This window comes from Asticcacaulis endophyticus (assembly GCF_014652575.1).
GTDB lineage: Bacteria > Pseudomonadota > Alphaproteobacteria > Caulobacterales > Caulobacteraceae > Asticcacaulis > Asticcacaulis endophyticus.
In genome coordinates, this window is record NZ_BMZB01000010.1 from 23364 (window position 1) to 45540 (window position 22177).

Annotated in this window: 17 protein-coding genes; 9 read left to right on the forward strand and 8 right to left on the reverse strand. The window is 57.9% G+C overall.

Going from position 1 to position 22177, the window contains the following annotated elements; genetic code table 11:
* Window positions 1–4: 4 nt before the first annotated feature.
* From edd to IE102_RS17635, 5 genes are all read left to right on the forward strand, one after another.
* The gene (gene edd / locus IE102_RS17615; RefSeq protein ID WP_189489247.1) at window positions 5–1816 is read left to right on the forward strand and encodes a phosphogluconate dehydratase; all 1812 of its coding nucleotides are present in this window, start codon (window positions 5–7) and stop codon (window positions 1814–1816) included.
* Window positions 1817–1822: 6 nt separating this feature from the next.
* Entirely contained in the window at window positions 1823–2839 is a 1017-nt protein-coding gene (locus IE102_RS17620; RefSeq protein WP_189489249.1) for a glucokinase, read from the forward strand.
* A 60-nt stretch (window positions 2840–2899) separates the two neighbouring features.
* Window positions 2900–3544 carry a bifunctional 4-hydroxy-2-oxoglutarate aldolase/2-dehydro-3-deoxy-phosphogluconate aldolase gene (locus tag IE102_RS17625; RefSeq protein ID WP_229807861.1) on the forward strand — a complete coding sequence of 215 codons (645 nt, stop codon included), beginning with the start codon at window positions 2900–2902 and terminating at the stop codon, window positions 3542–3544.
* Between the two features lie 138 nt (window positions 3545–3682).
* Window positions 3683–4810 (forward strand): LacI family DNA-binding transcriptional regulator, encoded by a 1128-nt coding sequence (locus IE102_RS17630; RefSeq protein ID WP_189489251.1) that lies wholly within the window; start codon window positions 3683–3685, stop codon window positions 4808–4810.
* A gap of 756 nt (window positions 4811–5566) precedes the next feature.
* A complete protein-coding gene (locus tag IE102_RS17635; protein ID WP_229807862.1) occupies window positions 5567–8158 on the forward strand; it encodes a glycoside hydrolase family 3 protein in 2592 nt (863 codons plus the stop codon).
* A gap of 121 nt (window positions 8159–8279) precedes the next feature.
* Here the strand turns inward: IE102_RS17635 and IE102_RS17640 are convergent, their stop codons facing one another.
* Genes IE102_RS17640 through IE102_RS17650 form a run of 3 tightly spaced genes read right to left on the reverse strand, consistent with a single transcriptional unit; the run spans window position 8280 to window position 9993 of the window.
* A complete protein-coding gene (locus IE102_RS17640; protein WP_189489253.1) occupies window positions 8280–9086 on the reverse strand; it encodes a ThuA domain-containing protein in 807 nt (268 codons plus the stop codon).
* A gap of 56 nt (window positions 9087–9142) precedes the next feature.
* Window positions 9143–9523, reverse strand: a complete 381-nt coding sequence (locus IE102_RS17645) for a hypothetical protein (protein ID WP_189489255.1) — start codon at window positions 9521–9523, stop codon at window positions 9143–9145.
* An 11-nt stretch (window positions 9524–9534) separates the two neighbouring features.
* Complete coding sequence (locus IE102_RS17650) at window positions 9535–9993, reverse strand: nuclear transport factor 2 family protein (protein ID WP_229807863.1); 459 nt, start codon at window positions 9991–9993, stop codon at window positions 9535–9537.
* Between the two features lie 80 nt (window positions 9994–10073).
* Between IE102_RS17650 and IE102_RS17655 the strand changes: the two genes are divergently transcribed.
* Complete coding sequence (locus tag IE102_RS17655) at window positions 10074–10526, forward strand: MarR family winged helix-turn-helix transcriptional regulator (RefSeq protein WP_189489257.1); 453 nt, start codon at window positions 10074–10076, stop codon at window positions 10524–10526.
* A gap of 94 nt (window positions 10527–10620) precedes the next feature.
* On the forward strand, window positions 10621–14823 hold the full coding sequence (locus IE102_RS17660; RefSeq protein WP_189489259.1) for a response regulator: 4203 nt from the start codon (window positions 10621–10623) through the stop codon (window positions 14821–14823).
* Between the two features lie 52 nt (window positions 14824–14875).
* On the opposite strand, the gene IE102_RS17665 is transcribed toward IE102_RS17660, so the two are convergent.
* Window positions 14876–15046: a hypothetical protein gene (locus tag IE102_RS17665; protein ID WP_189489261.1), complete on the reverse strand. Its 171-nt coding sequence runs from the start codon at window positions 15044–15046 to the stop codon at window positions 14876–14878.
* 128 nt (window positions 15047–15174) lie between these two features.
* Window positions 15175–15399, reverse strand: coding sequence for a hypothetical protein (locus IE102_RS17670; RefSeq protein WP_189489263.1), 225 nt, complete (start codon window positions 15397–15399; stop codon window positions 15175–15177).
* 57 nt (window positions 15400–15456) lie between these two features.
* Between IE102_RS17670 and IE102_RS17675 the strand changes: the two genes are divergently transcribed.
* A complete protein-coding gene (locus IE102_RS17675; protein WP_189489265.1) occupies window positions 15457–17571 on the forward strand; it encodes an exonuclease domain-containing protein in 2115 nt (704 codons plus the stop codon).
* On the opposite strand, the gene IE102_RS17680 is transcribed toward IE102_RS17675, so the two are convergent.
* Window positions 17561–20263 carry an ATP-binding protein gene (locus tag IE102_RS17680; RefSeq protein WP_189489267.1) on the reverse strand — a complete coding sequence of 901 codons (2703 nt, stop codon included), beginning with the start codon at window positions 20261–20263 and terminating at the stop codon, window positions 17561–17563. The genes IE102_RS17675 and IE102_RS17680 overlap by 11 nt on opposite strands.
* A gap of 203 nt (window positions 20264–20466) precedes the next feature.
* Between IE102_RS17680 and IE102_RS17685 the strand changes: the two genes are divergently transcribed.
* Entirely contained in the window at window positions 20467–21234 is a 768-nt protein-coding gene (locus IE102_RS17685) for a Crp/Fnr family transcriptional regulator (protein WP_189489269.1), read from the forward strand.
* On the opposite strand, the gene IE102_RS17690 is transcribed toward IE102_RS17685, so the two are convergent.
* Both IE102_RS17690 and IE102_RS17695 read right to left on the reverse strand, forming a co-directional pair.
* A complete protein-coding gene (locus IE102_RS17690) occupies window positions 21231–21731 on the reverse strand; it encodes a PIN domain-containing protein (protein WP_189489277.1) in 501 nt (166 codons plus the stop codon). The two genes, IE102_RS17685 and IE102_RS17690, sit on opposite strands and share 4 nt — an antisense overlap.
* Window positions 21731–21988, reverse strand: a complete 258-nt coding sequence (locus tag IE102_RS17695) for a type II toxin-antitoxin system Phd/YefM family antitoxin (RefSeq protein ID WP_189489279.1) — start codon at window positions 21986–21988, stop codon at window positions 21731–21733. Before IE102_RS17695 ends, IE102_RS17690 begins: the two co-directional genes overlap by 1 nt.
* Window positions 21989–22177: the final 189 nt, after the last annotated feature.

A 22177-nucleotide genomic window follows, 5' to 3' on the forward strand; every position in this document is an offset into this window, starting at 1 on the left:
GACCATGACCCTCAATCCTGCTCTTGACGCCATTACGCAACGCATCACGGATCGCTCAAAAGATTTGCGCGCCAAGTTCGAGGCGCGCACCGAGCGTTATAAGACGACGGAACCGCGCCGTAAAAAGCTGTCCTGCGCCAACTATGCCCACGTTGTGGCCGCCTCGACCGAGAACGATAAGCTGCAGGCCGCGCTGGATACTGTGCCCAATATCGGCGTTGTCACCGCCTATAATGATATGCTGTCGGCCCATCAGCCCTATCATAATTATCCCGAAAAGATCCTGAAAGCCGCCCGTAAGGTCGGCGCCACGTCTCAGGTCGCCGGTGGTGTGCCCGCCATGTGCGACGGCGTGACCCAAGGCCGCGGCGGCATGGAATTGTCGCTGTTTTCGCGTGATGTCATTGCCATGTCAGCGGCCATTGCCCTTAGCCATGATGCCTTTGATGCCGCCCTGATGCTGGGCGTATGCGATAAGATCGTGCCCGGTCTGGTCATCGGGGCGCTGTCTTTCGCCCATTTGCCGGTGATTTTTGTACCGGCCGGACCGATGTCGTCGGGGTTGCCTAACCCGGAAAAAGCCCGGATACGCACGCTCTATGCGCGCGGCGAAGTCGGTCGCGATGCCCTGCTGGCCGCTGAAATGGCGTCTTACCACGGCGTCGGCACCTGCACGTTCTATGGCACCGCCAATTCCAATCAGATGCTGATGGAAATGATGGGCCTGCATGTGCCAGGATCGGCCTTTATCCATCCGCATACCGAACTGCGTGAGGCCCTGACCGCCGCCGCAGTCGAACGCGCCGCCTTCACCGCCGCCAATGGCAAGCAACCGGCGTGTCTTGCCGATGTGCTGACCGTTAAGGCCTTTGTGAACGGCGTCGTGGGTCTTATGGCCACCGGTGGGTCGACCAACCACGCCCTGCATTTGCCCGCTATGGCGCGGGCCGCAGGTATCATCCTGACCCCCGAAGACCTGAACGACATTTCGCGCATTGTGCCATTGCTGGCGCGGGTCTATCCTAACGGCTCAGCCGACACTAACCACTTCCATGCCGCGGGCGGGGTAGGGTTTGTGATGCGCGAACTGCTGAGTGTGGGTCTGCTGCACGCTGATGTCCAGACCATCTGGGGCGAGGGGCTGGGCGACTATTGCCGTGAGCCGATATTGCAGGACGGTAAGGTCATCTGGCGCGACCTACCGGAAGCGTCCGGCGATGAGGCCGTGCTGCGCCCCATCACCAACCCGTTCAGCGTTGAGGGCGGCTTGCGTGAAATGAAGGGCAATCTCGGTATTGCCGTCTCTAAGATTTCCGCCGTCAAGCCGGAGCATCAGTTTATCGAAGCGCCGTGCGCGGTTTTCGACGATCAGGATGATTTCCTGGCGGCTTTTAAGGCCGGTAATATCCCCGATGGGGATTTTATTTGCGTCGTCAGATTCCAGGGGCCAAAGGCCAATGGTATGCCTGAGTTGCATTCGCTCACGCCATCTTTGTCAAGCTTGCTGGATCAGGGCCGTAAGGTCGCGCTGGTTAGCGATGGACGGATGTCGGGTGCATCAGGTAAGGTAGCCTCAGCGATTCATCTCACTCCAGAAGCCAAAGATGGCGGACCGATTTCAAAACTGCGGTCAGGAGATGTGTTGCGGGTAGATTGCGAAAATGGGACCTTAAGCTTCATAGGTAATGAAGCGTCATTCTTGGCCCGCGAACCGGCTGTGAAAGAGACCGAAGTTGATGGTCTTGGACGCGAGCTGTTCGCCCCGTTCCGGCGCGTCGTAGGCGCTGCGGATGAGGGCGGCGCGGTCTTCTGGTAAGGTTAGATGACAGCCCATTTTGAGTCCCCCATAACGTCGTCTGCGGCGTCCGTTACCTTTCGTGGTTTAGTCGGTGATATAGGCGGCACCAATGCGCGTTTTGCCATTGCTGAGCGCGATCACGGCAAGACGAAGCTGCGTGATTTCAAGTCGTTCGAGACGCACGGCTATCCCAATATCTATGCCGTGATCGCTGACTATTTCCGTGATCTGGGGGGCCGTCCAGAATTGGATTATGCCGTGCTGGCAGTGGCCGGGCCGGTCAAGAACGGGCAGATCAAGTTTACCAACCTCGACTGGCTGGTGACGGAAAGTGAACTGGCCAAGTCGTCGGGCGCTAAAAAATCACGCCTGATCAATGACTATGCAGCCCTGGCCTATGCGCTGCCCTATATGGACGGCGACGATATAAAAACCATCGGGCCGGTCACCAAAGGCTTTGGCGATGTCCATGCGGTAATGGGTGCCGGCACAGGTTTTGGCGCGTCGGTTCTGGTCGGTGGGGCTTACGGGCCCTATTGCCTGTCGACCGAAAGCGGCCATGCGTCCTGGGCGCCGGTCAATGATTTTGAGGCCGATATTCATCGCTTTTTGCGCAAAAAACTCGGTCGGGTGACGATCGAGAATCTGCTGTCCGGCCCCGGCCTGGTCAATCTCTATCAGGCCGTATCCTACGTGCGCGGTGAAAAGGCGCTGGAACTTACCCCGGCCCAGATCACCAATATCGAAGGCCCAGATGGGCAGGGTTGCCGCTACACGGTCGAAACCTTCCTCGATATCTTAGCCTCGGTGTGCGGCGATTTGGCGCTCTGTCATGGGGCGACGGCGGGTATGTTTATCGCGGGCGGGATCGCGCCGCGCCTGCTCCGGTTTATCGACGAAGGCCGCTTCCGCGCGCGTATGGAGGCGAAGGCGCCTCTGGCCGATCTGGTGGCCGGTATCCCCAGTCACATCATCACCCACCCGTGCGCGGCCTTGCTGGGGTCAGCCCATGCCTTGACGGACGCTGAGATCACGGGCTGAATAGGTCTATAAAAAATGTCGCTTAAGCGGCAATCGTAAAAAGAAAAAGGAAATCCCCCGATGAGCAAATATCCCGGCACTCACGCAAACGTCCCGAAATACATGACCACAGGGCCGGTTTTGCCGGTCATGGTTATCCCCAGCCTTGATCAGGCCCTGCCGCTGGCGGACGCGCTGATTGCAGGAGGGATCACGGTGCTGGAGATCACCCTGCGTACCGATTGCGCGCTGGATGCGATTAAACTCATCGCCAAAGAACGTCCCGACGCTGTTGTTGGTGCGGGCACCGTTTTGACGCCGCACGACGCCGAAAAAGCCGCCAAGGCCGGGGCCAAGTTCCTGGTCTCTCCGGGGCTGACCAAGGAACTGGCCAAGCAGGACAGCCTGCCGCTGCTGCCGGGTGTGCAGACCGCATCCGAAGTCATGCAGGCGCTGGAGTGGAACTTTACCCACCTGAAATTCTTCCCGGCGGTGCCTGCTGGGGGCATTCCGATGCTGAAAGGGATTGGCGGGCCGCTGCCGCAGGTCAAGTTCTGCCCGACCGGCGGAATTGATGCCAAAAATGCCGCCGATTTCTTAGCGCTCGATAACGTCCTGTGCGTCGGCGGATCGTGGGTCGCCCCCGCCAAAGCCATGCAGGACGGCAATTGGGCCGAAATCACGCGCCTTACGGCTGAGGCTGTGGCTGCCTTTTCAAAGGCCTAAGTCATTACAGCGCTGGCGGGGATGCCCTGCCAGCGCTGTCAAAAAAGCAGTCATATGCTGATCGCTGATTGACAAATCACGCGCTTAAGACAATTTGAAGTCCTAAAATCGTATAATAATCAAAACGGCAGGCCCGCAATGCGTTCGCGGACTGATCCGGATACGGACGCGAGAGGGACTTTATTGGTGGATATCAAGGCGTCTTCGGAGCTTAAGCCCGGTGTGAATTTACCGGCGAGCGGCACGGTATCCACGATAAATGACGTGGCGCGTCTGGCGGGGGTGTCGATCAAGACCGTCTCCCGCGTCATGAATAATGAACCCAATGTCCGCGCCGAGACCCGCGTTAAGGTTCAGGAAGCCGCCAATCTGCTGCATTACCGGCCCAATCTTTTGGCGCGGTCGCTGGCGGGGGCGCGCAGTTTTCTGATTGGCATTTTCTACGACAACCCCAACCCCAGCTATATCAATGCCGTGCAAAACGGGGCGATCCGGCGCTGCCGGGAAAGCAGCTATCACCTGCTGATCGAACCGCAGGATGCCCATTCGCCTGATCTTGAGCGCAATATCGCGGGGCTTTTGGCGACCATTCGGCTGGACGGCGTGATCCTGACACCGCCCTTATGTGACATGGCGGTGGTGCTGCATGCCGTTGAGGCGGCCGGCGTGCCCTATGTGCGGATTTCACCGTTCCTCAATCCCGGACGCTCACCGATTGTGCGCATGGATGAGGCCCGCGCCACCTATGAAATGACCCAGCACCTGATCGCCATGGGCCACCGCGATATCGGTTTTGTGCTCGGCCATCCCGAACATGGCGGCACGCATTTGCGTTATCAAGGCTTTACGAAGGCACTGAGCGAGGCCGGAATCACCCCGCGCCCTGATTGGGTCAAGCAAGGCTTTTTCTCTTATGAATCGGGCATAGAGGCCGGAAAGTCATTCTTTGCGGAGGGGAAGCCGCGACCGACGGCGATTTTCTCCAGCAATGACTACATGGCATTTGGGATTATGGGCGTCGCTCAGCAAATGGGCATCCGCATCCCCGAAGATATATCCATTTGCGGGTTCGACGATGCGCCGGGATCGATCCTGATCTGGCCGCATGTCACCACGATCCGCCAGCCGGTCGAAGATATCGCCTATGCCGCCGCCGACATCCTGTTGGCCAAGGCGGAGGTAGAAGACGCGGATGGCACTAAACGCGACACCGACCGAATGTTACCGTTTGAACTGATCAAGCGCAATTCAGTCGGGCCGGTCTGAACCTGATGGTTTTTTTAGAGCGAATGATTATTCGCTCAAGCCGCCACTGAGGCGGCGGCCAAGGTGGCGAAGCCGCCGCCCGGCGAGGGACTGATAATCTAATAAAAAAGTCCCGGTGACAGAAGCCACCGGGATCTAAAGGCCATTACCTTCGAAAATGCCAAATTCCAGAAGGTATTTAAAACCGAACCCAGACGATGAAGGTGAAAAAGGGAAAGACCCTCACCAAAGTCCGGCTTTAAACTCATAGTGCGTAAGGGCCGGGAGACGGCACGCTTACGCGGCAACAACAGGCTTCAGAATTAGGCCTATCTGACAGCGCTGTCAAATATATTTTTGAAAAATATTTCAAAAATCATCCCTGACGCGAAATCGGCGCGCTAATGCTGCGGTGAACATTTTTTAGTATATTGAATTATATATTTAATTTTTAAGATCACACTGCAATGCAAAATAATAGCTCTTCGCATTTGCGAGTGCTCTAAGCCTTGACGGCGGCTGATAGCGCTGTCATTAAAGAGGTAATGGGCCGCAATATCATCAGGGTAATGTCTGATGTGTTGCGATGTCCGCGCGTACAGGGAGAGGCGGCGTCACGACGGCTTTTGGCATTGTGACGGGATGGATATTTTGGCGCCTATGTCAAAAAGACGGGCGCTGAATAGATGTCGTAAGCGTTTCCTCATGGTCCTGCATAAGATATGACGTATAAAAAACGCCCGTATCATTGGTATCGGGCCCAGATGGGAAGCTGAGATGAAATCTGCACACACCAAATCGTCGCCGTTCAAGGCGTGGCTGAAGCTAAGCACGGCCGGACTAATGCTCACGGCCTTAAGCGCCTGCGCGACCTTCAGCGGCGCGGACACCGATGCAGCCCCGATGGCGGCGGCCCCTGCGGTTGCCCCGGCACCGGCACCCGTAGCCGTCAATCCGGTGTGGCCGGAGCTTAAGGATGCCGGTCTGATCGATGCCGATGTTGAAGCCAAAATCGACGCTTTGATGGCGCAGATGTCGATCGAAGAAAAAGTCGGCCAGACCATTCAGGGCGATATCGCCTCGATCAAACCCGAAGACCTCAAAAAATATCCGCTTGGCTCCATTCTGGCGGGCGGATCGTCGTCCCCTAATGGAAATGAGCGCGCTACGCCGCAGGAATGGCTCGATCTGGCGGACGCTTACTGGCGTTCTTCGCTCGAATATCCGTCCAAGGCCAAGATCCCGCTGCTGTTCGGGATCGATGCCGTGCATGGTCACTCGAATCTGGTGGGTGCCATCATTTTCCCGCACAATGTCGGTTTGGGGGCGACGCGCAATCCTGACCTGATGAAAAAGATCGCCGAAGTCACCGCTTATGAGATGGCGCTGGCCGGCGTTGACTGGACGTTTGCGCCGACGGTGGCCGTATCGCGCGATAAGCGCTGGGGCCGTGCTTACGAATCCTATTCTGAAAACCCCGCCGATGTCGCCGCCTATGCCGGTAAGGTCGTCGAGGGTCTGCAAGGCGATAAGGGCGGCGATGAAGGCATTAAGCTCGGCCGCATCATGTCGTCTGCCAAGCACTATCTGGGCGATGGCGGCACTCTGGGCGGCAAGGATCAGGGCGACGCCGTGATCAGTGAGGAAGAACTGGCGAAGATCCACAATGCCGGTTATCCGCCGTCGATCGAAGCCGGTGTTTTGTCGGTCATGGCGTCGTTTTCGAGCTGGAACGGTGAAAAGCTGACCGGCAGCAAATATCTGCTGACCGACGTGCTGAAAGGCCGGATGGGCTTTGACGGCTTTGTGGTGTCGGACTGGAACGCGCAAGGCCAGGTGCCGGGCTGCACCAACAGTTCATGTCCGCAGGCGTTTAACGCCGGGATTGACATGTTCATGGCCCCGGATTCCTGGAAGGGCATCTATGAGAACACACTGGCTCAGGCCAAGTCGGGTGAGATCTCTCAGGCTCGTCTCGATGATGCCGTGCGCCGTATTTTGCGTGCCAAGATCAAGGGCGGCCTGTTTGAATTTGGCGCGCCGAAAGACCGCGCCATCACCGGCAAGTGGGAAAATCTGAGCCGCCCTGAGCACCGCGCGGTCGCCCGTCAGGCGGTGCGCGAATCGCTGGTGCTGCTGAAAAACAATGGCTCGTTGCTGCCGATTAAGGGTAAGGCCAATATCCTTGTCGTCGGTGATGGGGCCGACAATATCGGTAAGCAATCGGGTGGCTGGACGATTTCGTGGCAGGGCACTGGCAATACCAATGTCGACTTCCCGCACGGTCAGTCGATCTTTGGCGGCATCAAGGACGCGGCGACTGCGGCGGGTGGCAAGGCGACCCTGTCGGTCGACGGTTCCTATAAAGGCAAGAAGCCGGACGTGGCCATCGTCGTCATCGGCGAAGACCCCTATGCCGAGTTCCAGGGCGACCGCCCGAACCTTGATTACCAGCCCGGCGAAGCCAAGGATCTGGAACTGATCAAAAAGCTGAAAGCTGCCGGTATTCCGGTGGTGACCGTGTTCCTGTCGGGGCGTCCGATGTGGGTGAACCCGGAACTGAATGCCTCGAACGCCTTTGTGGCGGCCTGGCTGCCCGGCACCGAAGGGGCTGGGGTGGCTGACCTTATCATCGGGGATGCGGCGGGCAAGGCGCGTCATGATTTCAAGGGCAAGCTGTCGTTCTCATGGCCGAAAACCGCCGTGCAGCAACCGCTCAATGTCGGCATGGCGGGCTATGATCCGCTGTTTGCCTATGGCTTTGGGCTGACCTATGCCGATAAGGGCGATCTGGCGTCACTGTCGGAAGTGTCGGGCCTGAGCGATGCCGATGTGGTCAATGTCGATAACTACTTCACCGCCGGTCGCGTGCGCGCGCCGTGGAAATTCGCCATCGCTGATCTGAGCGGCGCAGTTGAGGGTGAGGGCAATCTTAAGAGCCCGAAGGGTATCGCCAACCAGACCATCGTCGATGCCGGTGCTCAGGAAGCCGGTCGGCGTCTGGTGTTCAACGGTCAGGGCCTTGGGGCCGCCTTGTTCCAGGGGCCGCTGGTTGACCTGAGCCGTCAAACGACCGGTGAGCTGGCCCTGTCGATCACCTATAAGATGGATAAGGCCGCTGAAGGCCCCGTGACTATCGGCGTTGGGCGTGATCCGTTCATCATGGGCCGCGTCGATGTGTCGAAGGCGCTGGCCCCCACGGGTGGGCAGTTCAAGACGCTGAAGATCAAGCTGGGTTGTTTCCGCGATGCGGGCGCTGACATGAAGCAGATCGGCGTACCGTTTGCGATATCTTCGGAAAAGGCGCTCGACCTGACCTATACGTCGGTCAAGCTGATGGCGGTCGAAGGCGACGGCAACTGCCCGTAAGCCCCCACCACCCCCGCGATAAATCGCGGCGGTCCCCCTCCCCAGTGAACTGGGGAGGTATGTAAAAGAGATACTCCCCCGGCGTGCCGGGGGAGGTGGCGGCGAAGCCGTCGGAGGGGGGCTACTTCACCCGCCCGCTGGCCCAGGCGACGCCATTTGCGACCAGATCAAGATAGGCGTCTTCGCGCATATTGGCTTCGTTGTGAGCGAGGGTGGTCGAAAAGACGCGGACGTTCTTTGGGCCATAGGTGTGCGTCCAGGCGACGGTAAAAGTCTTATCGCGGTCAGCGGCAACAGATGAGTCGGTTTGAATGCCATAGATCAGCGGCGTGACCTTGAACGTGGTCAGGTTGTTGTAAAGCTCATCGTTACTGGTCGTCCAACCACTTAGCCCCTCAGTGATCGGATGGGCGGTTTTCGCCACCGTCAGGGTAATCGGTGATTGCGGGCCGTGGCCGGACGATTGGATGCCGGTATATTCAAACCATTTGGCGCTGGCCTCGCCCGCTGTTACCGGCTGACGATAGGTCTCCGAGCGATAGGAGTGCATGGCGCAGTGCAGGTTGACGCCGGGAACGCCCTTTTGATGCGGGGCTAAAACCGTATCGATAATCTTTGGGTCGCTTTCATCGGCGGCACATTCATTATGGACAATGACATCATAGCCATCGCCATAGTTCGGGTTGTCATAGATCGGCAGCTTGGGACGCGTGGCCTGTTCACCGGGTTTTGGATCGTAATAAAGGTGGCTGACGGTCACATTGAGACGGGCTTTGAGGCCGTCCTCTAAGATCTGGCGCTGTTCAGAATAGTTGTGGCAGCAGCCACCGGTGACGATCAGCACCTTGATCGGTGCCTCCGGTCTGGTCTCAGCCTGTGCTGAACCTGATACCAGTAAAACGGCTGAGAGTAATCCTGCGCGCCACATGTGCGATCCTCCGGTTATTATATTGGCCGGAGGATGGCCCATGCGGATTGCAAAGGTCAAGCTGTGGTTATTCTGGCACCGCTGTGGCGAAAGACACCGATGGCAAACAGGATGAACCCGATCAGGGTAATGATTGAGCCGATACCGGCCAGAGGCGCGCCCCAGGGCAGGCCAAGAATTGAGCCGCCAATACCGGGCGCCATGATGATAAGCCCGATGACCGCCACATAGAAATGTGCCGTGGCCAGTTTGCCCGCTGCCGCTGGATGACTGCCATAAAACAGTCCGGCCAGAAACAACCCGACCCAGCCGATCAGATTGATATGGGCGTGTACCGGCGACAGGGTGTGGTCATGGCTGATGCCCATGACGATGCCCATAATCATACCGATGATACCGAAAATAATGGCACTGCGTAAAAACCACGACGCAATCATAGCGTTTCCCCCTAATCTATCCGTGTCCAGCCTTCGAAGACGGTTTCACGGGCGATCTTGCCGTCTTTCATATGGAAGACATGTAACAGACGCAGGTCGATTGTGGAACCTATCGGATAGGGCGCATTATCAAAGCCTTCGCGCACCAGCTTGAAACGGGCGACGCAGTCATCGATCACGCGGTCAAAGGTGGCGAAGCGCTCAATCGGGGTCATGGATATCAGTTCCATCGCCCCGAACATGCGTCGGTAATTGGCCTCGATCGCGGCCTTGCCACGCAGGGTGATGCCGCGTGTCGGCATATCGAGCACGATATCGTCCGCATAGAGTGACATGACGGATGATGGATCGCGGCCTTCGCCCTTAATGTGAGCATCGACAATGGCAAGGTTCTGTTCGGTCAGGTCGCGGGTCATGAAGGCAGCTTGGGTTTGCGGTTTAAAGTGATGATCGTTGAGATCGAGCGGCATGTAAATTTCCTTTTAATAGACAGAAAGTCTGTCCATTTACATATAGACAGTTTATCTGTCAATATGCTACGCCGTGAATTATGAGTAATGTACCCTTGCCCGATGCGCAGGCGACCCTTGGGGCGCTATTGCGCCGCCCTTACGAATATTTGCAGACTAAGGTTTACGGCGGGCTGGCGGCGCGTGGTTTTCCCGATATTCGCCCGGCCCACTCCAGCCTGTTGCGTTATATCCGCCCCGAAGGTTCACGCGTCGTCGATCTGGCCGAGCGCGCACAGATCACTAAGCAAAGCATGGCCTATCTGGTGGGAGATCTCGAAAGCCTGGGCTATGTGACGGTTGTGCCTGATCCCGATGACGGCCGCGCCAAGCGGGTCGTGCTTACCCCGCGCGGACAGGCCGTGTGGGCGACGCTGATCGAACTTAGTCAAACGCTTGAGGATCACTGCGGCGCATTGATCGGGGCGGCCGATATGGCGACCCTGCGCCGTATCCTGCAGGACCTGTCTCAGGCGCTGGGCCCGCGCGACTAAAGCGCAAACAAAGCTTAATGTCAGTCGCATATACAGGGGCCTAAAGCCTCATAGCTTATTTATGATATTCTGATGAGTATGGGCGGAATCGGCTATGGAGCCGGTAGCTTGGCTTCACGACAATACGGATTTCGAAACTATGGATCAGGGGCGTCATGACGGGAAGGTTTCGTTATCGGCAGCACCCGACTTCCTGAAAGGCGAGGCGGAACTGGCGCGGCTGATGCGGGCACATGACTGGGACAATACCCCGGTCGGGCCGCTCGAACTGTGGCCGCGCAGCCTAAAGACCGCCATCCGCATTATGCTGACTTCACGTCAGCCGATCTGGGTAGGCTGGGGGCCGGAACTCATCTATTTTTACAATGATGCCTATAAGTCGATCATCGGCGGCAAGCACCCGTGGGCGCTGGGTAGGCCTGTGTCCGAGGTCTGGCGCGAAATTTGGTCCGATATCGAGCCTTTGCTGAATAAGGCTATGACCGGCGATGAAGGGATTTATGTCGAAGACCAGCTTCTGATTATGGAGCGCAATGGCTACCCCGAAGAAACCTACTATACCTTTTCCTATAGCCCGATCCCCGATGATGACGGCGGCGTGGGCGGCATTATCTGCGCCAATACAGACGATACCCAACGCGTGATCGGGGAGCGGCAACTGGCGTTGCTGCGCGATCTGGCCGCAAAAACCGCCAATTGCCGCACCGCCGAAGATGTGTTTGCTCAGGCGGATAAGGCCCTATGCTCAAACGCTCATGATATGCCGTTTAGCTTGTTTTACTGCCTGACCGGGGACGCGCCCAAGCTTAAGATGGCGTGCGGCATGGATCAGGAACACGCGGCTGCCAATCCGTACATCTGGCCGATTGAGCAGATGCGCCGCACAGGTGCGGCGGTGATAGTCGATGATCTTTCGGCACAGTTTACTGACCTGCCAAACGGCGCCTGGGACAAGGCACCCACCCGCGCCGTTTTGCTGCCGGTCACCTTGTCGGGTGAGGCTCTGGCCGGGGTTTTAGTTGTCGGGCTTAGTCCATACCGGCTTTATGACGAGGCCTATGAGAGTTTTCTGCAACTGGTCACAGGCCAGATCGGCGCCAGTATCTCAAGTGCGACGGCGTTTGAAGCCGAAACCCGGCGGGCCGAGGCTCTGGCTGAGCTTGACCGCGCCAAGACGGCGTTTTTCTCCAATATCAGCCATGAGTTCCGAACGCCGCTGACCTTGCTTTTGGGGCCGATCGAAGATGCGCTGGCCGACCATCAGACCATCCCCGATAACCGCATCCGCATGGATGTCGCCCACCGCAATGCGCTCAGGTTGCTGAAACTGGTCAATACCTTGCTGGATTTCGCCCGTATCGAGGCCGGACGGGCGGAGGCGGCCTTTGTGCCGACCGATCTGGGGGCGTTTACGGCAGACCTTGCCTCGACGTTCCGTTCGGCCATGGATAAGGCAGACCTGACCTTCCGCATTGCGTGCGAGACCTTGCCCGAACTGGCCTATATTGACCGCGACATGTGGGAAAAGGTCGTGTTGAACCTGATTTCCAACGCGTTCAAATATACCCTGAAAGGTGAGGTGACGGTCAGCCTGAGACACACGGATCATCAGGCGGAACTGACGGTTGCCGATACCGGCGTTGGCATCTGCCCGCAGGAACTGCCGAATGTGTTCAAGCGCTTTCACCGTGTCGCCGGGACGGGGGGCCGTACCTATGAAGGCAGCGGCATTGGTTTGTCGCTGGTGCAGGAACTGGTGGCTCTGCATGGTGGACGGGTTGAGGTCGATAGCGAACTGGGGGTGGGCAGCGCCTTTCGCGTGATCCTGCCGCTCGGCCGCAATCACCTGCCGGGGGCGCAAGTGCGTGATGACCGTGGTGGCCGTTCGGTCGCCGCCATCGGGGCCGAAGCCTATGTCGAAGAAGCCCTGCGCTGGCTGCCGGGGGATGTGCCCGCCCTGTCGCCGCCGTCGCACGGGGCCTCGACGCTGTTGCCGACCGAAGCGGCGGACCATGATCACGCGACCGCCGGGGCCCGTATTGTCCTGGCCGACGATAATGCCGATATGCGCGACTATGTGCAGCGGCTGTTGTCAGCGCACTACGAAGTCGAGGCCGTGGCTGATGGCGAAGCGGCGTGGGCGGCGATCCTGCGTAAGGCGCCCGATCTGGTGCTGACCGATGTGATGATGCCACGCCTTGATGGCTTCGGCTTGCTTGCGCGATTGCGCACTTTTGAGGCCACGCACAAAATCCCGGTGGTGATGCTGTCGGCGCGGGCGGGCGAAGAGGCACGGGTCGAAGGGCTTGAGGCCGGGGTCGATGAATATCTGACCAAACCGTTCAGCGCGCGTGAACTGATGGCGCGGGTGCGCTCACAGCTTCAGATGGCCGCCCTGCGTCAGGAGGGGGAGGCGCGGGTGACGCGCGTGCTCGAAAGCCTTGATGACGGGGTGCAGGTGCTGGGGGCGGACTGGCGCTTTACCTATATGAACGCGGCGGCGCGGGCGGCCTTATCGGCGCAGGGCATTGATCCTGACACCCGCATCGGCCAGCACTATTGGGATGATGTCTTCCCAGACGCGCGGGGGACTGAGCTTGAGCGCAACCTGCGCAAGGTGATGACCGGGCGGGTCAGTGTCGCCTTTGAAAACTTTTATGAGCCCTGGCAAAAGTGGTTTGCCGTGCGCGCCTTTCCGGTCGAGGAAGGCGGCATTTCAATCTATTTTCAGGAAATCACGGAACGCAAACATGCCGAAGCCGCTCTGCGCGAAAGCGAGGAACGCTGGCGCGGTCTGACCGAAGCCATGCCGCAACTGGTGTGGGCGACGTCGGCTAACGGAGGGGTCGCCTATATGAACCGGCACTGGCAGTCCTATACCGGGCTGCCGCTGGAGCAGCTTATGGGGGAGGGCTGGGTTGAGGTTCTGCACCCCGATGACCGTGATCGCACGGTGCAGCACTGGGCCGACGCCGTGGCGGGGCGGGCAGCCTATGATATCGAATACCGTCTGCGCCGGTTTGACGGGGCTTATCGCTGGTTCAAGACACGCGGCGTCAGTGTGCGCGATGACGACGGTCAGGTGCGTATCTGGTACGGCACATGTACCGACATTCAGGACTCGGTGGTGGCGCGGGAACAGGCCGAAAGTGCCAACCGTGCCAAGTCAGAATTCCTGGCCAATATGTCCCACGAAATCCGCACGCCCTTGAACGCGATTGTGGGTCTTACCAACATCATGCTGCATTACCGCACTCAGCCCGAAAAGCATGAGAAATACCTGCTGACGATGAAGGACAGCGCCGAAGCGCTGATGGACCTGATCAATGATGTGCTCGATTTTGCCAAGCTGGAGGCCGATAAGGTCGAACTGGACTATGGCCCGTGCGATCTGAAACAGGTGCTGGAAGACAGCTTAAGCATCATCTCGGTTAAGGCGCAGGAAAAGGGGCTGGAACAAGCGCTCGATTATGACTTCGATCCGGATATGCGCTTTTATGCCGATGGCCTGCGTATCCGTCAGGTCGTGACCAATCTGTTGTCCAATGCGGTCAAGTTCACCGCGCACGGCGAAATTCGCATCAGCGCAAGTGGTGCGGTGCGGCCTGATGGGCTGGTTAATGTGCGCATTGGCGTGAAAGATACCGGCGTCGGTATTCCGCGCGATAAGGCCGAGCATATCTTCGATAAGTTCACTCAGGCCGATTCCTCGATCACCCGTAAGTTCGGCGGCACGGGGCTGGGTCTGGCGATAAGCCGTAAACTGTGTGAGGCGATGGACGGGCGTATCTGGGTCATCAGTGACACCGATCAGGGCGCGGAGTTTTTTGTGGAGATTTCGCTAAAGCCGATGGCGGGCACAGCGGCGGTTCTGACTCCTGCCGAAGCCGCTGATGACGTGCCCGCCGGCGGGCAGGCGCGGATTCTGCTGGTCGAAGACTATGCGCCCAATACGCTGGTGGCGACGACCCTGCTGGAGACGCTCGGTTATCGCTACGACACCGCGCTGAACGGTGAAGAGGCCGTGCGCAAATGGCAGGACGGGCGTTACGATGTTATCCTCATGGACGTTCAGATGCCCGATATCGATGGGTTTGAGGCCACGCGCCGCATCCGGTTGCGACAGGCCGAGGATAGCCGTGAGCACACGCCGATCATCGCCATGACCGCCCATGCCCTGCACGGGGATAAGGAAAAATGTCTGGAAGCCGGGATGGATGATTACATCTCTAAGCCGTTCAATCCGCAGGAACTGAAAGCCAAGCTGTCAAAGCTGCTTAATGTGGCGAGTGCTTAAATTTGACGCGCATTTGATTCCGAAAACCGCTTCACACTTTTCGGAATGCGCTCTAACCAAAATACATCACGGCATAGGCCGCACCAATAATGCCGGCGATCATCAGGGCAATGATCAGCGGTGCGCCCAGTTTCGGGGATTGCTGACCGATATAGTCATCTTGATATTCGCGCGGGCAGTTTTGGGGGGCGTTAGGGGCGGACGGCGGTGTTTGATCGGACATGAGCGCTTACCAACTGCTGTTTGAAACCGGCCCCACCCTCATATTACCGAGACTGGCGGCGACCTGATAAGCGGGCAATGTGGTTTGGTGCCATTGATAATAAAGAGGCTTTATTTATCAGGCGGTTTTCAAAAGCTGGCAGCCCCCAAAACATGACAGCCCATGGAATAGACCATAAGGATTTTCGGCACCCGCGTTCTGGGCAAAGCTGCGCGCCCGCAGGCATCGTAGAGATGACCTGAAATCTCAAAATGTGCGGAATTGTGCGGGCATTGAACTGCGGTCAGCGGGCCGCGTAGACCCTGCACTTCGACCAAAGCGCCGTCATAAAGCCGGATACGCAAATTCACCATCAAACAATCACATTTGCATTATGTATGTAGAACATATATAGAACAGTTATCCCGATCATGAGACCTGTGCAAGCCCTTTTACCGCCGACATACTACCACACCCATTTCCGGGAGATGATGGCGTTTGTCACCGGTTTATACGGCGACGGGCTGGGCTTGGATGAGCGCGAATTTATGGCGCGATTTGAGCAACTGGGTGAGCCGGCGCAATGTCTTTATATCCGGATGGTCAATCGCAAGACCGCGATTTTCCGTATGCGCGATCTCAACTATCCGGAAATCGGTGATATTGCGGCCGCTATGGATCAACTCACCCGCCACGGATTTGTGCGCGGGCTGGAATGTGGCGATTACCGCGCCTGCCTTGACAGTATGACCAAGCCTGATCTGGTGCGGCTGGCCAAGGTGGCGGGCCTGCCCGATATGCGTAGCAACTGGTCGAAGGGCGATATGGTCGCCTATGTCCATGACCTGTTAAGCTATGATAATTTTACCGAGATTGAGGACATTGGGGCCAGTTTCGTGCCGCACTTTCGCGAGCGGGTCGGGTTTTTGCTCTATCTCTATTTTGGCAAGCTTAATGACAATCTGATCGATTTTACCCTGCGTGATCTGGGCATTTTGTCGGTTAAGGCGCGCGAGACTCACGCTGCCAGATTCGAAAGTGTCGACGATGCGCGGGCCGGTTATTTCTACCGTCAGCGCTTGAGCGAGCTTAAGGCCAAAGGGATCGATCCCAATCCTTTAGCCGCGCAGATCGAGACCTTTCCGGCGGCCCTGAGCGATCACAGTCAGGGTTTGCGCGATCGTCTGCTGTACCGGCTGGGGCAGGGGTTTGAGGCGTGCAAAGATTATGGGCGCGCGCTTGATCTTTATGGCCGCTCGCAGGCGTTTGACAGTCAGGAACGGCGCATCCGGCTGCTGTATGCGCAAGGGGCCGTCGATGAGGTTAAGGCGCTGCTGGATGATATCATGGCCAATCCGGCCCATGACGAAGCCTATATCTTTGCCGACGATTTCTATAGCCGCAAATTCGGCGGGCGGCGCACCGGAGTGCTTACCGAATTGCTGCGCTCAGGCCGGACGGTGGTGGTCGATGATCTATATCGCGGCTACCCGGAGGCGGGGGCCATTCAGGCCCTGAGCGCCGAAGGCTGGCGCGGTTATCATGTCGAAAACACCCTGTGGCCTTCGCTATTCTGGCGGGTATTTCATGACGAACTAAGCACCGCGCCGGTGTGCAATGATTTTGACCCGGTGCCGAAATGCCTGCGCGACGGCCGGTTTCATATCGACTATGCCGATGCCGTGGTGGCCAAGATTGCGGCAGTGCGGGACGGACACATCGCCGACATCTTGACGCCTGCCAGACCGCCGGATCAGGAGGAGGAGCGCCTGTGGGGTGAGGTGATCGATGCGTTTGTGGCCCATGCCGCTCCGTGCGCCATAGCCACGGTGCTTGAGGCGTTCGCGCACAACTATTACGGCCTGCGCGATGGCTTTCCGGATCTGTTACTGATCAGGGGCGACGAAGTGCGCTTTGTCGAGGTCAAGGCCGAGGGTGATCAGATCCGGCGCAACCAGTTGGCGCGGCTGAATCTGTTGAAATCAGCCGGTTTTGACGTTGAAATTGTGCGCCTCAGCTACCGCATTGATCCGCAGCAAACCTATGTCGTGGTCGATGTCGAAACGACCGGTGGCCGCAGCATTTATGACCGGGTTACTGAAATCGGCGCGGTCAAGGTGCGCGGTGGTGAGGTCATCGATGTTTGGCAAAGTCTGATCAATCCTAAGCGACCGATACCGGCCTTTATCACCGAACTGACCGGCATTACCCATGACATGGTGCGTGACGCGCCGACCTTTGATCAGGTGGCCGATGCGTTCGCTGACTTTATGGAGGGCGCGATCTTTGTCGCCCACAATGTCAATTTCGACTACGGCTTGATCTCAGCGGAATACCGGCGCATCGGGCGCGGATTTAAACACCCAAAGCTTTGCACCTGCGCGTCGATGCGCAAGCACTATCCCGGCCTGTCAGCCTATGGTCTTGCCCCATTGTCGCGGGAATTTGGCATTGAGTTGATCGGGCATCACCGGGCGCTGAACGATGCCCATGCGGCGGCGGGTTTGCTGGCGCTGGTCAATGAACAAAGGGCCCTTAAGGAATGAATTTGGCCACGATCTGCTCGAAATCATCAAGGCTGAACGGTTTGGCAATATAACCGTCCATGCCCATGTCATAGCACTTTTGGGCGGCATCCCCCAGTGCATGAGCGGTCATACCGATTATGCGCGCGCCCTGGCCACTCGTTTTGACCTTAAGGCTGTCGGCTTCGATCCGGCGGATGGCCTGCGTGGCTTCATAGCCGTCCAGCCGCGGCAGGTTGATATCCATCAGGATCAGGTCATAGCTGCCGCGCGCAAAGGCCGAAACCGCCGCTTCGCCATCCTTGGCGATGTCGATCTCATAGCCCAGATTCTCCAGCAGGGTGCGCGCTACTAATACATTCGCTTCATAGTCTTCGACCAGAAGGATATTGCGCCGATTTGGCATTACGATCGACGATGACTTAACCGGGCGGGGTGTCGGAATGCTGACCTTTGGCGGATGGGCGGTGGCGATGTGGCTGATCAGCGGCAGGCGCACTTCAAACGTGCTGCCCTGACCCAAGGTACTGACGACCTTTATATCGCCCGACATCAGTTCAACCAGTTTCTTGGTAATGGTCAGCCCAAGCCCTGTACCGCCAAAGCGGCGGGTGATGGTGTCATCGGCCTGCGCATAGGGGTTGAAGATACGCGCGATCTGATCTTCGGACATGCCGATGCCGGTGTCGGCAATCGTCAGCGTCAGCCAGGCACCGCCCTTATCGGACAGGCAGTCTACGGCGATATTGACCTGCCCGGTATCGGTGTATTTGATGGCGTTGCCGACCAGATTGACCAGAATTTGGCGCAATCTGACCCCATCGCTCAGGAAATATTCAGGCACGTCGGACGCGATAGTGGTGCGCAGGGCAATGTGTTTTTCGAGCGCGCGCGGCGTCAGCATGGTCGCCACATCACCCAGTTCGCGGCGGATGTCGGTGGCCCGTGTCTCCAGCGTCAGTTCGCCCGCCTCGATCTTGGACAGGTCGAGTGAATTGTTGATAATGTTGAGCAGGGCATCGGAACTGATCCCCAGCGTAGACACGAGCTGTTTTTGTTTGTCGTTGAAATTGCCCTGCCGGTCGAGGATGGCGGCAATGCCGATGATCGCATTTAGCGGTGTGCGTAACTCATGGCTCATATGGGCCAGAAACTCGGTCTTGGCGGCATTGGCGCGATCGGCGTTCAGGCGGGCGTTTTGCGCCAGTATGCCGATAATGGCGTGGACCATTTCGATATCATCCAGCGACCAGTCCACGGCGTCGTTCTGGACCTCTTCTTTCCAGACTTTAAATGAGCTGCGCGGCATCAGCCGATGGCCGGCGCGGGTCTCGGTCACTGTCTTCTCAGGCTTGCCGGCCCAGGTGACCTTCTCGACCTGACTGTCGCGCCGCCAAATTATGTATTCGCCGCGACCCATATTGATCGGGGCGGCCAACAGTCCGCCTTTCCATTCACGCAGGTCATTCTTGTCGGCAAAGAAGCGATCAACGGCGCGCGTCTTAAACACGGACGCCGGGTTGTGGCTATCCAGCCAGTTGACCAGTTGTTCAATGGCGGCTTTGGGTGGCATCCGACCGAAGCTGTCGCAGCGGTCGCGCCGCCAGATGGTGAGGCCATCGGCTTTGAGCGCATCCATGATATCGAGATGCTGACGGCCAATCAGTTCAGACAGTTCGTGATTGCCAAGCAGGGCCGTGGATATCCGCTCAAGGATCGACTTGCGCTGTTCTCTGGCGGTGATATCGGCCAATTCGCTCATCGACGACAGGTGGGCGGAGAACACATGGCCCATGATTTCCGATACCAGCCGCACCGTGTAAGGCACATGATGCGGCGAATTGTGGTGGCAAGCAATCAGGCCCCAGAACCGGCCGTTTTGAAAGACGGAAATCGACATCGAGGCCTTAACACCCATATTGGCCAGATACTGCACATGAATAGGCGAGACGCTGCGCAACATGCACAACGACATATCGAGCGGCGCGCCGGTTTCAGGATTGATATCGGGCACCAGCGCCACCGGAGCGTAAGAAATATCCGAAATCTGGCGGATAAAGCTCTTCATATAGAGCGCACGGGCCTGTGCCGGGATATCGGACGCCGGAAAATGCAGGCCCAGATAGCTGGGCATATGGTCGGCGCGGGACTCAGACACGACCTGACCGTTCCAGACATCATCGAACCTGTAGAGCATCACCCGGTCAAAGCCGGTAATATCGCGGACACTGGCGGTCACATAATCGAACAACTCGTTCAGGGTGCGCGGTGCGCGAATGCCGATGGTGAAGGTGCGCATTTCATCGTGGAACGCATGGTCGGGCAGAAGAGCCTGATGGCGAAATTCCAGCTCAACAACCAGTAGCGGGCCGGAATAATGACAGATAGCGTCGAAATCGCGCTCGCCCAGTCTGACGACCGTTGAGCGCATCGGCTGAAGCTCGCCGTCGCGGGCGACTTGCAGCAAGTAATCAACCTGCGCCTTGCCGATCAGATCATCAAGTGAAGTGCCGAGCACATCTGGTGGGACTGTGCCCAAAATGACCCCAACATTGGCGCTGACCTGCACGATGACGCGGCCTTCGGGGCGGACGGCAAACAGCAGACCATAAGGCTGAATGGAGCCCGGAATGTGGATAGGTTCGCGCTCGCAGGTTTGCAGCGCCGCGTCCAGTTCAGACTCACTCAGTTCTTCCCGTTGTTTATACGGCATATAGCTCTCCGGGATGATGTAAATGATGGGCGGAACGCGGCCGTTCCGAGGGCGAAATATGAAATTATTTCATACAATCAACATTCAACCGCTCGCCTGAGCATCATAATTGAATATTTGCAGACCGTTATACATCTTTCCTAGGAATTGTATGTGCACTTGTGCGCATACCGGGTCTATCGCAGGGAATGGGTGAGGCAAACATGATCAGGCGGTTGTCGGTGGGCAATGGCTATGGGGCCAGCGGAACAGGCCCTGATATAGGTGACAGCAATCTGTTGAAGGCGTTAAAAGCCGCCGACCGGGCGCTGCTGGAGCCGCATCTGGAACGCTTAAGCGTCGATGCCGGGACGGTGCTGGTTGAGGCCGGTGATAATGTCAAATATGCCTATTTTCCGTGCGGGCCGACGCTGGTTTCATTCATGGTCTTGTTGGATGATGCCCGTGGTGTGGAGACGGCGCTGGTCGGTCGTGAAGGTGCGGTCGGTGGCATTGTCAGTCAGGGGCGCTTGCCAGCCTATGCGCGGGCGATGGTGCAGTTTTCGGGGCCTATGCTGCGTATTGACGCGTTACAGCTTGAGGCGGCTAAGGCTCAATCGGCCACCTTGCGCCATTTCTTTGCCCGTTACGCCGATTGCCTGCTGGCGCAGGTGTTTCAGGGGGTGGCCTGCAATGCCACCCATTCGATCGAACAACGCACCGCCAAATGGCTGTGTGCCGCCATTGATCGCACTGGCGACCATGAGGTGCCCCTGACACAGGAACAACTGGCCGGAATGCTGGGCGTCGGGCGCAGCTATGTTGGCCGCGTGATCGGTGCCATGAAGCGGCGCGGCACGCTGGAGACCCTGCGCGGGCGGTTACGCATTAAGGGCCTTGAGGAACTGGAGGGCCTGTCGTGCGGCTGCAATAATCTGGTGCGCGCCCATTTCGATGAGGTGCTGGCGGGAGTTTATCCGTCTGATGACTAGAACCGCAAGAAAAGATTCCGGAACCACATCGGGCCGGTTTTGGCCATCTGGCGCCAGTCTGCGCTGTCTTCGGCGGCAATTTCGGGAGTGAAGCCCCACGGGTTGAAGGTCTTGATGCGGCTGGCCTTATAGGCGGCGGCATTGCGGGTCACCAGAACCAGCCCATGCACAGAGGCTGTCGCCGCCATCAGCGCATCGCGGCTGTCGCTGATGGCTAAGTGCGCGCGTTTTTTGGCGACCGCCGCATCAACCGACAGGATATGGCCATCAAAGGCCGTCATCACCTGAGTGTCCAGCCAGCCGCGCAGGGCGGCACCGGCAAGCTTGTCGCGGGTGCTAAGCTGGGTGACGTGGGTTTCAAGCTCGATCAGGCTTAGGGCTGACATAAACAGGTTCTGGCGCGCCACGCCGCCCGCCCAGGTGGTCAGGCCCTTATCGGTCTGGCCGGACTTGGCCTTGCGCAGTTCCAGAATGATGTGGGTATCGAGCAGGTACATCAGAACTTAAGGCCGGACGATCCGGCCTTGTCCCAGTCCGCACCGGAATCATCGACGGTGATCGGGGTTGCGGCCTCCGGCATGGCCAGCAAATCGACGATGGTTTCGGTTTTTCCGGTCATGTGGCGAAAGGCCTCAAAGCTCATCAGGACGTGAGTCGGCCGCCCGCGGTCGGTAATATAGACCGGCTCAAGGCGGGCTTCGCGCTTGGCGCGGCCGACATCCTGATTGAATTCGCGGCTGGTCAGGGTGGCCATCAGGCGCAAAATCCGTAGCTACATAGATATATTGACGGCGCTGTCATGTAGCAATGTTACTACGTTGTGTTGAATTGGCAACATAAATTTATCCAAGGAAAACAAAAGGCTAATTGGCCTCTATTTTCAAAATAAAAAGATTGCACTTGGTTTTAAATGTGCAAACCCTGTGCGCTTCGGGAGGAAGCC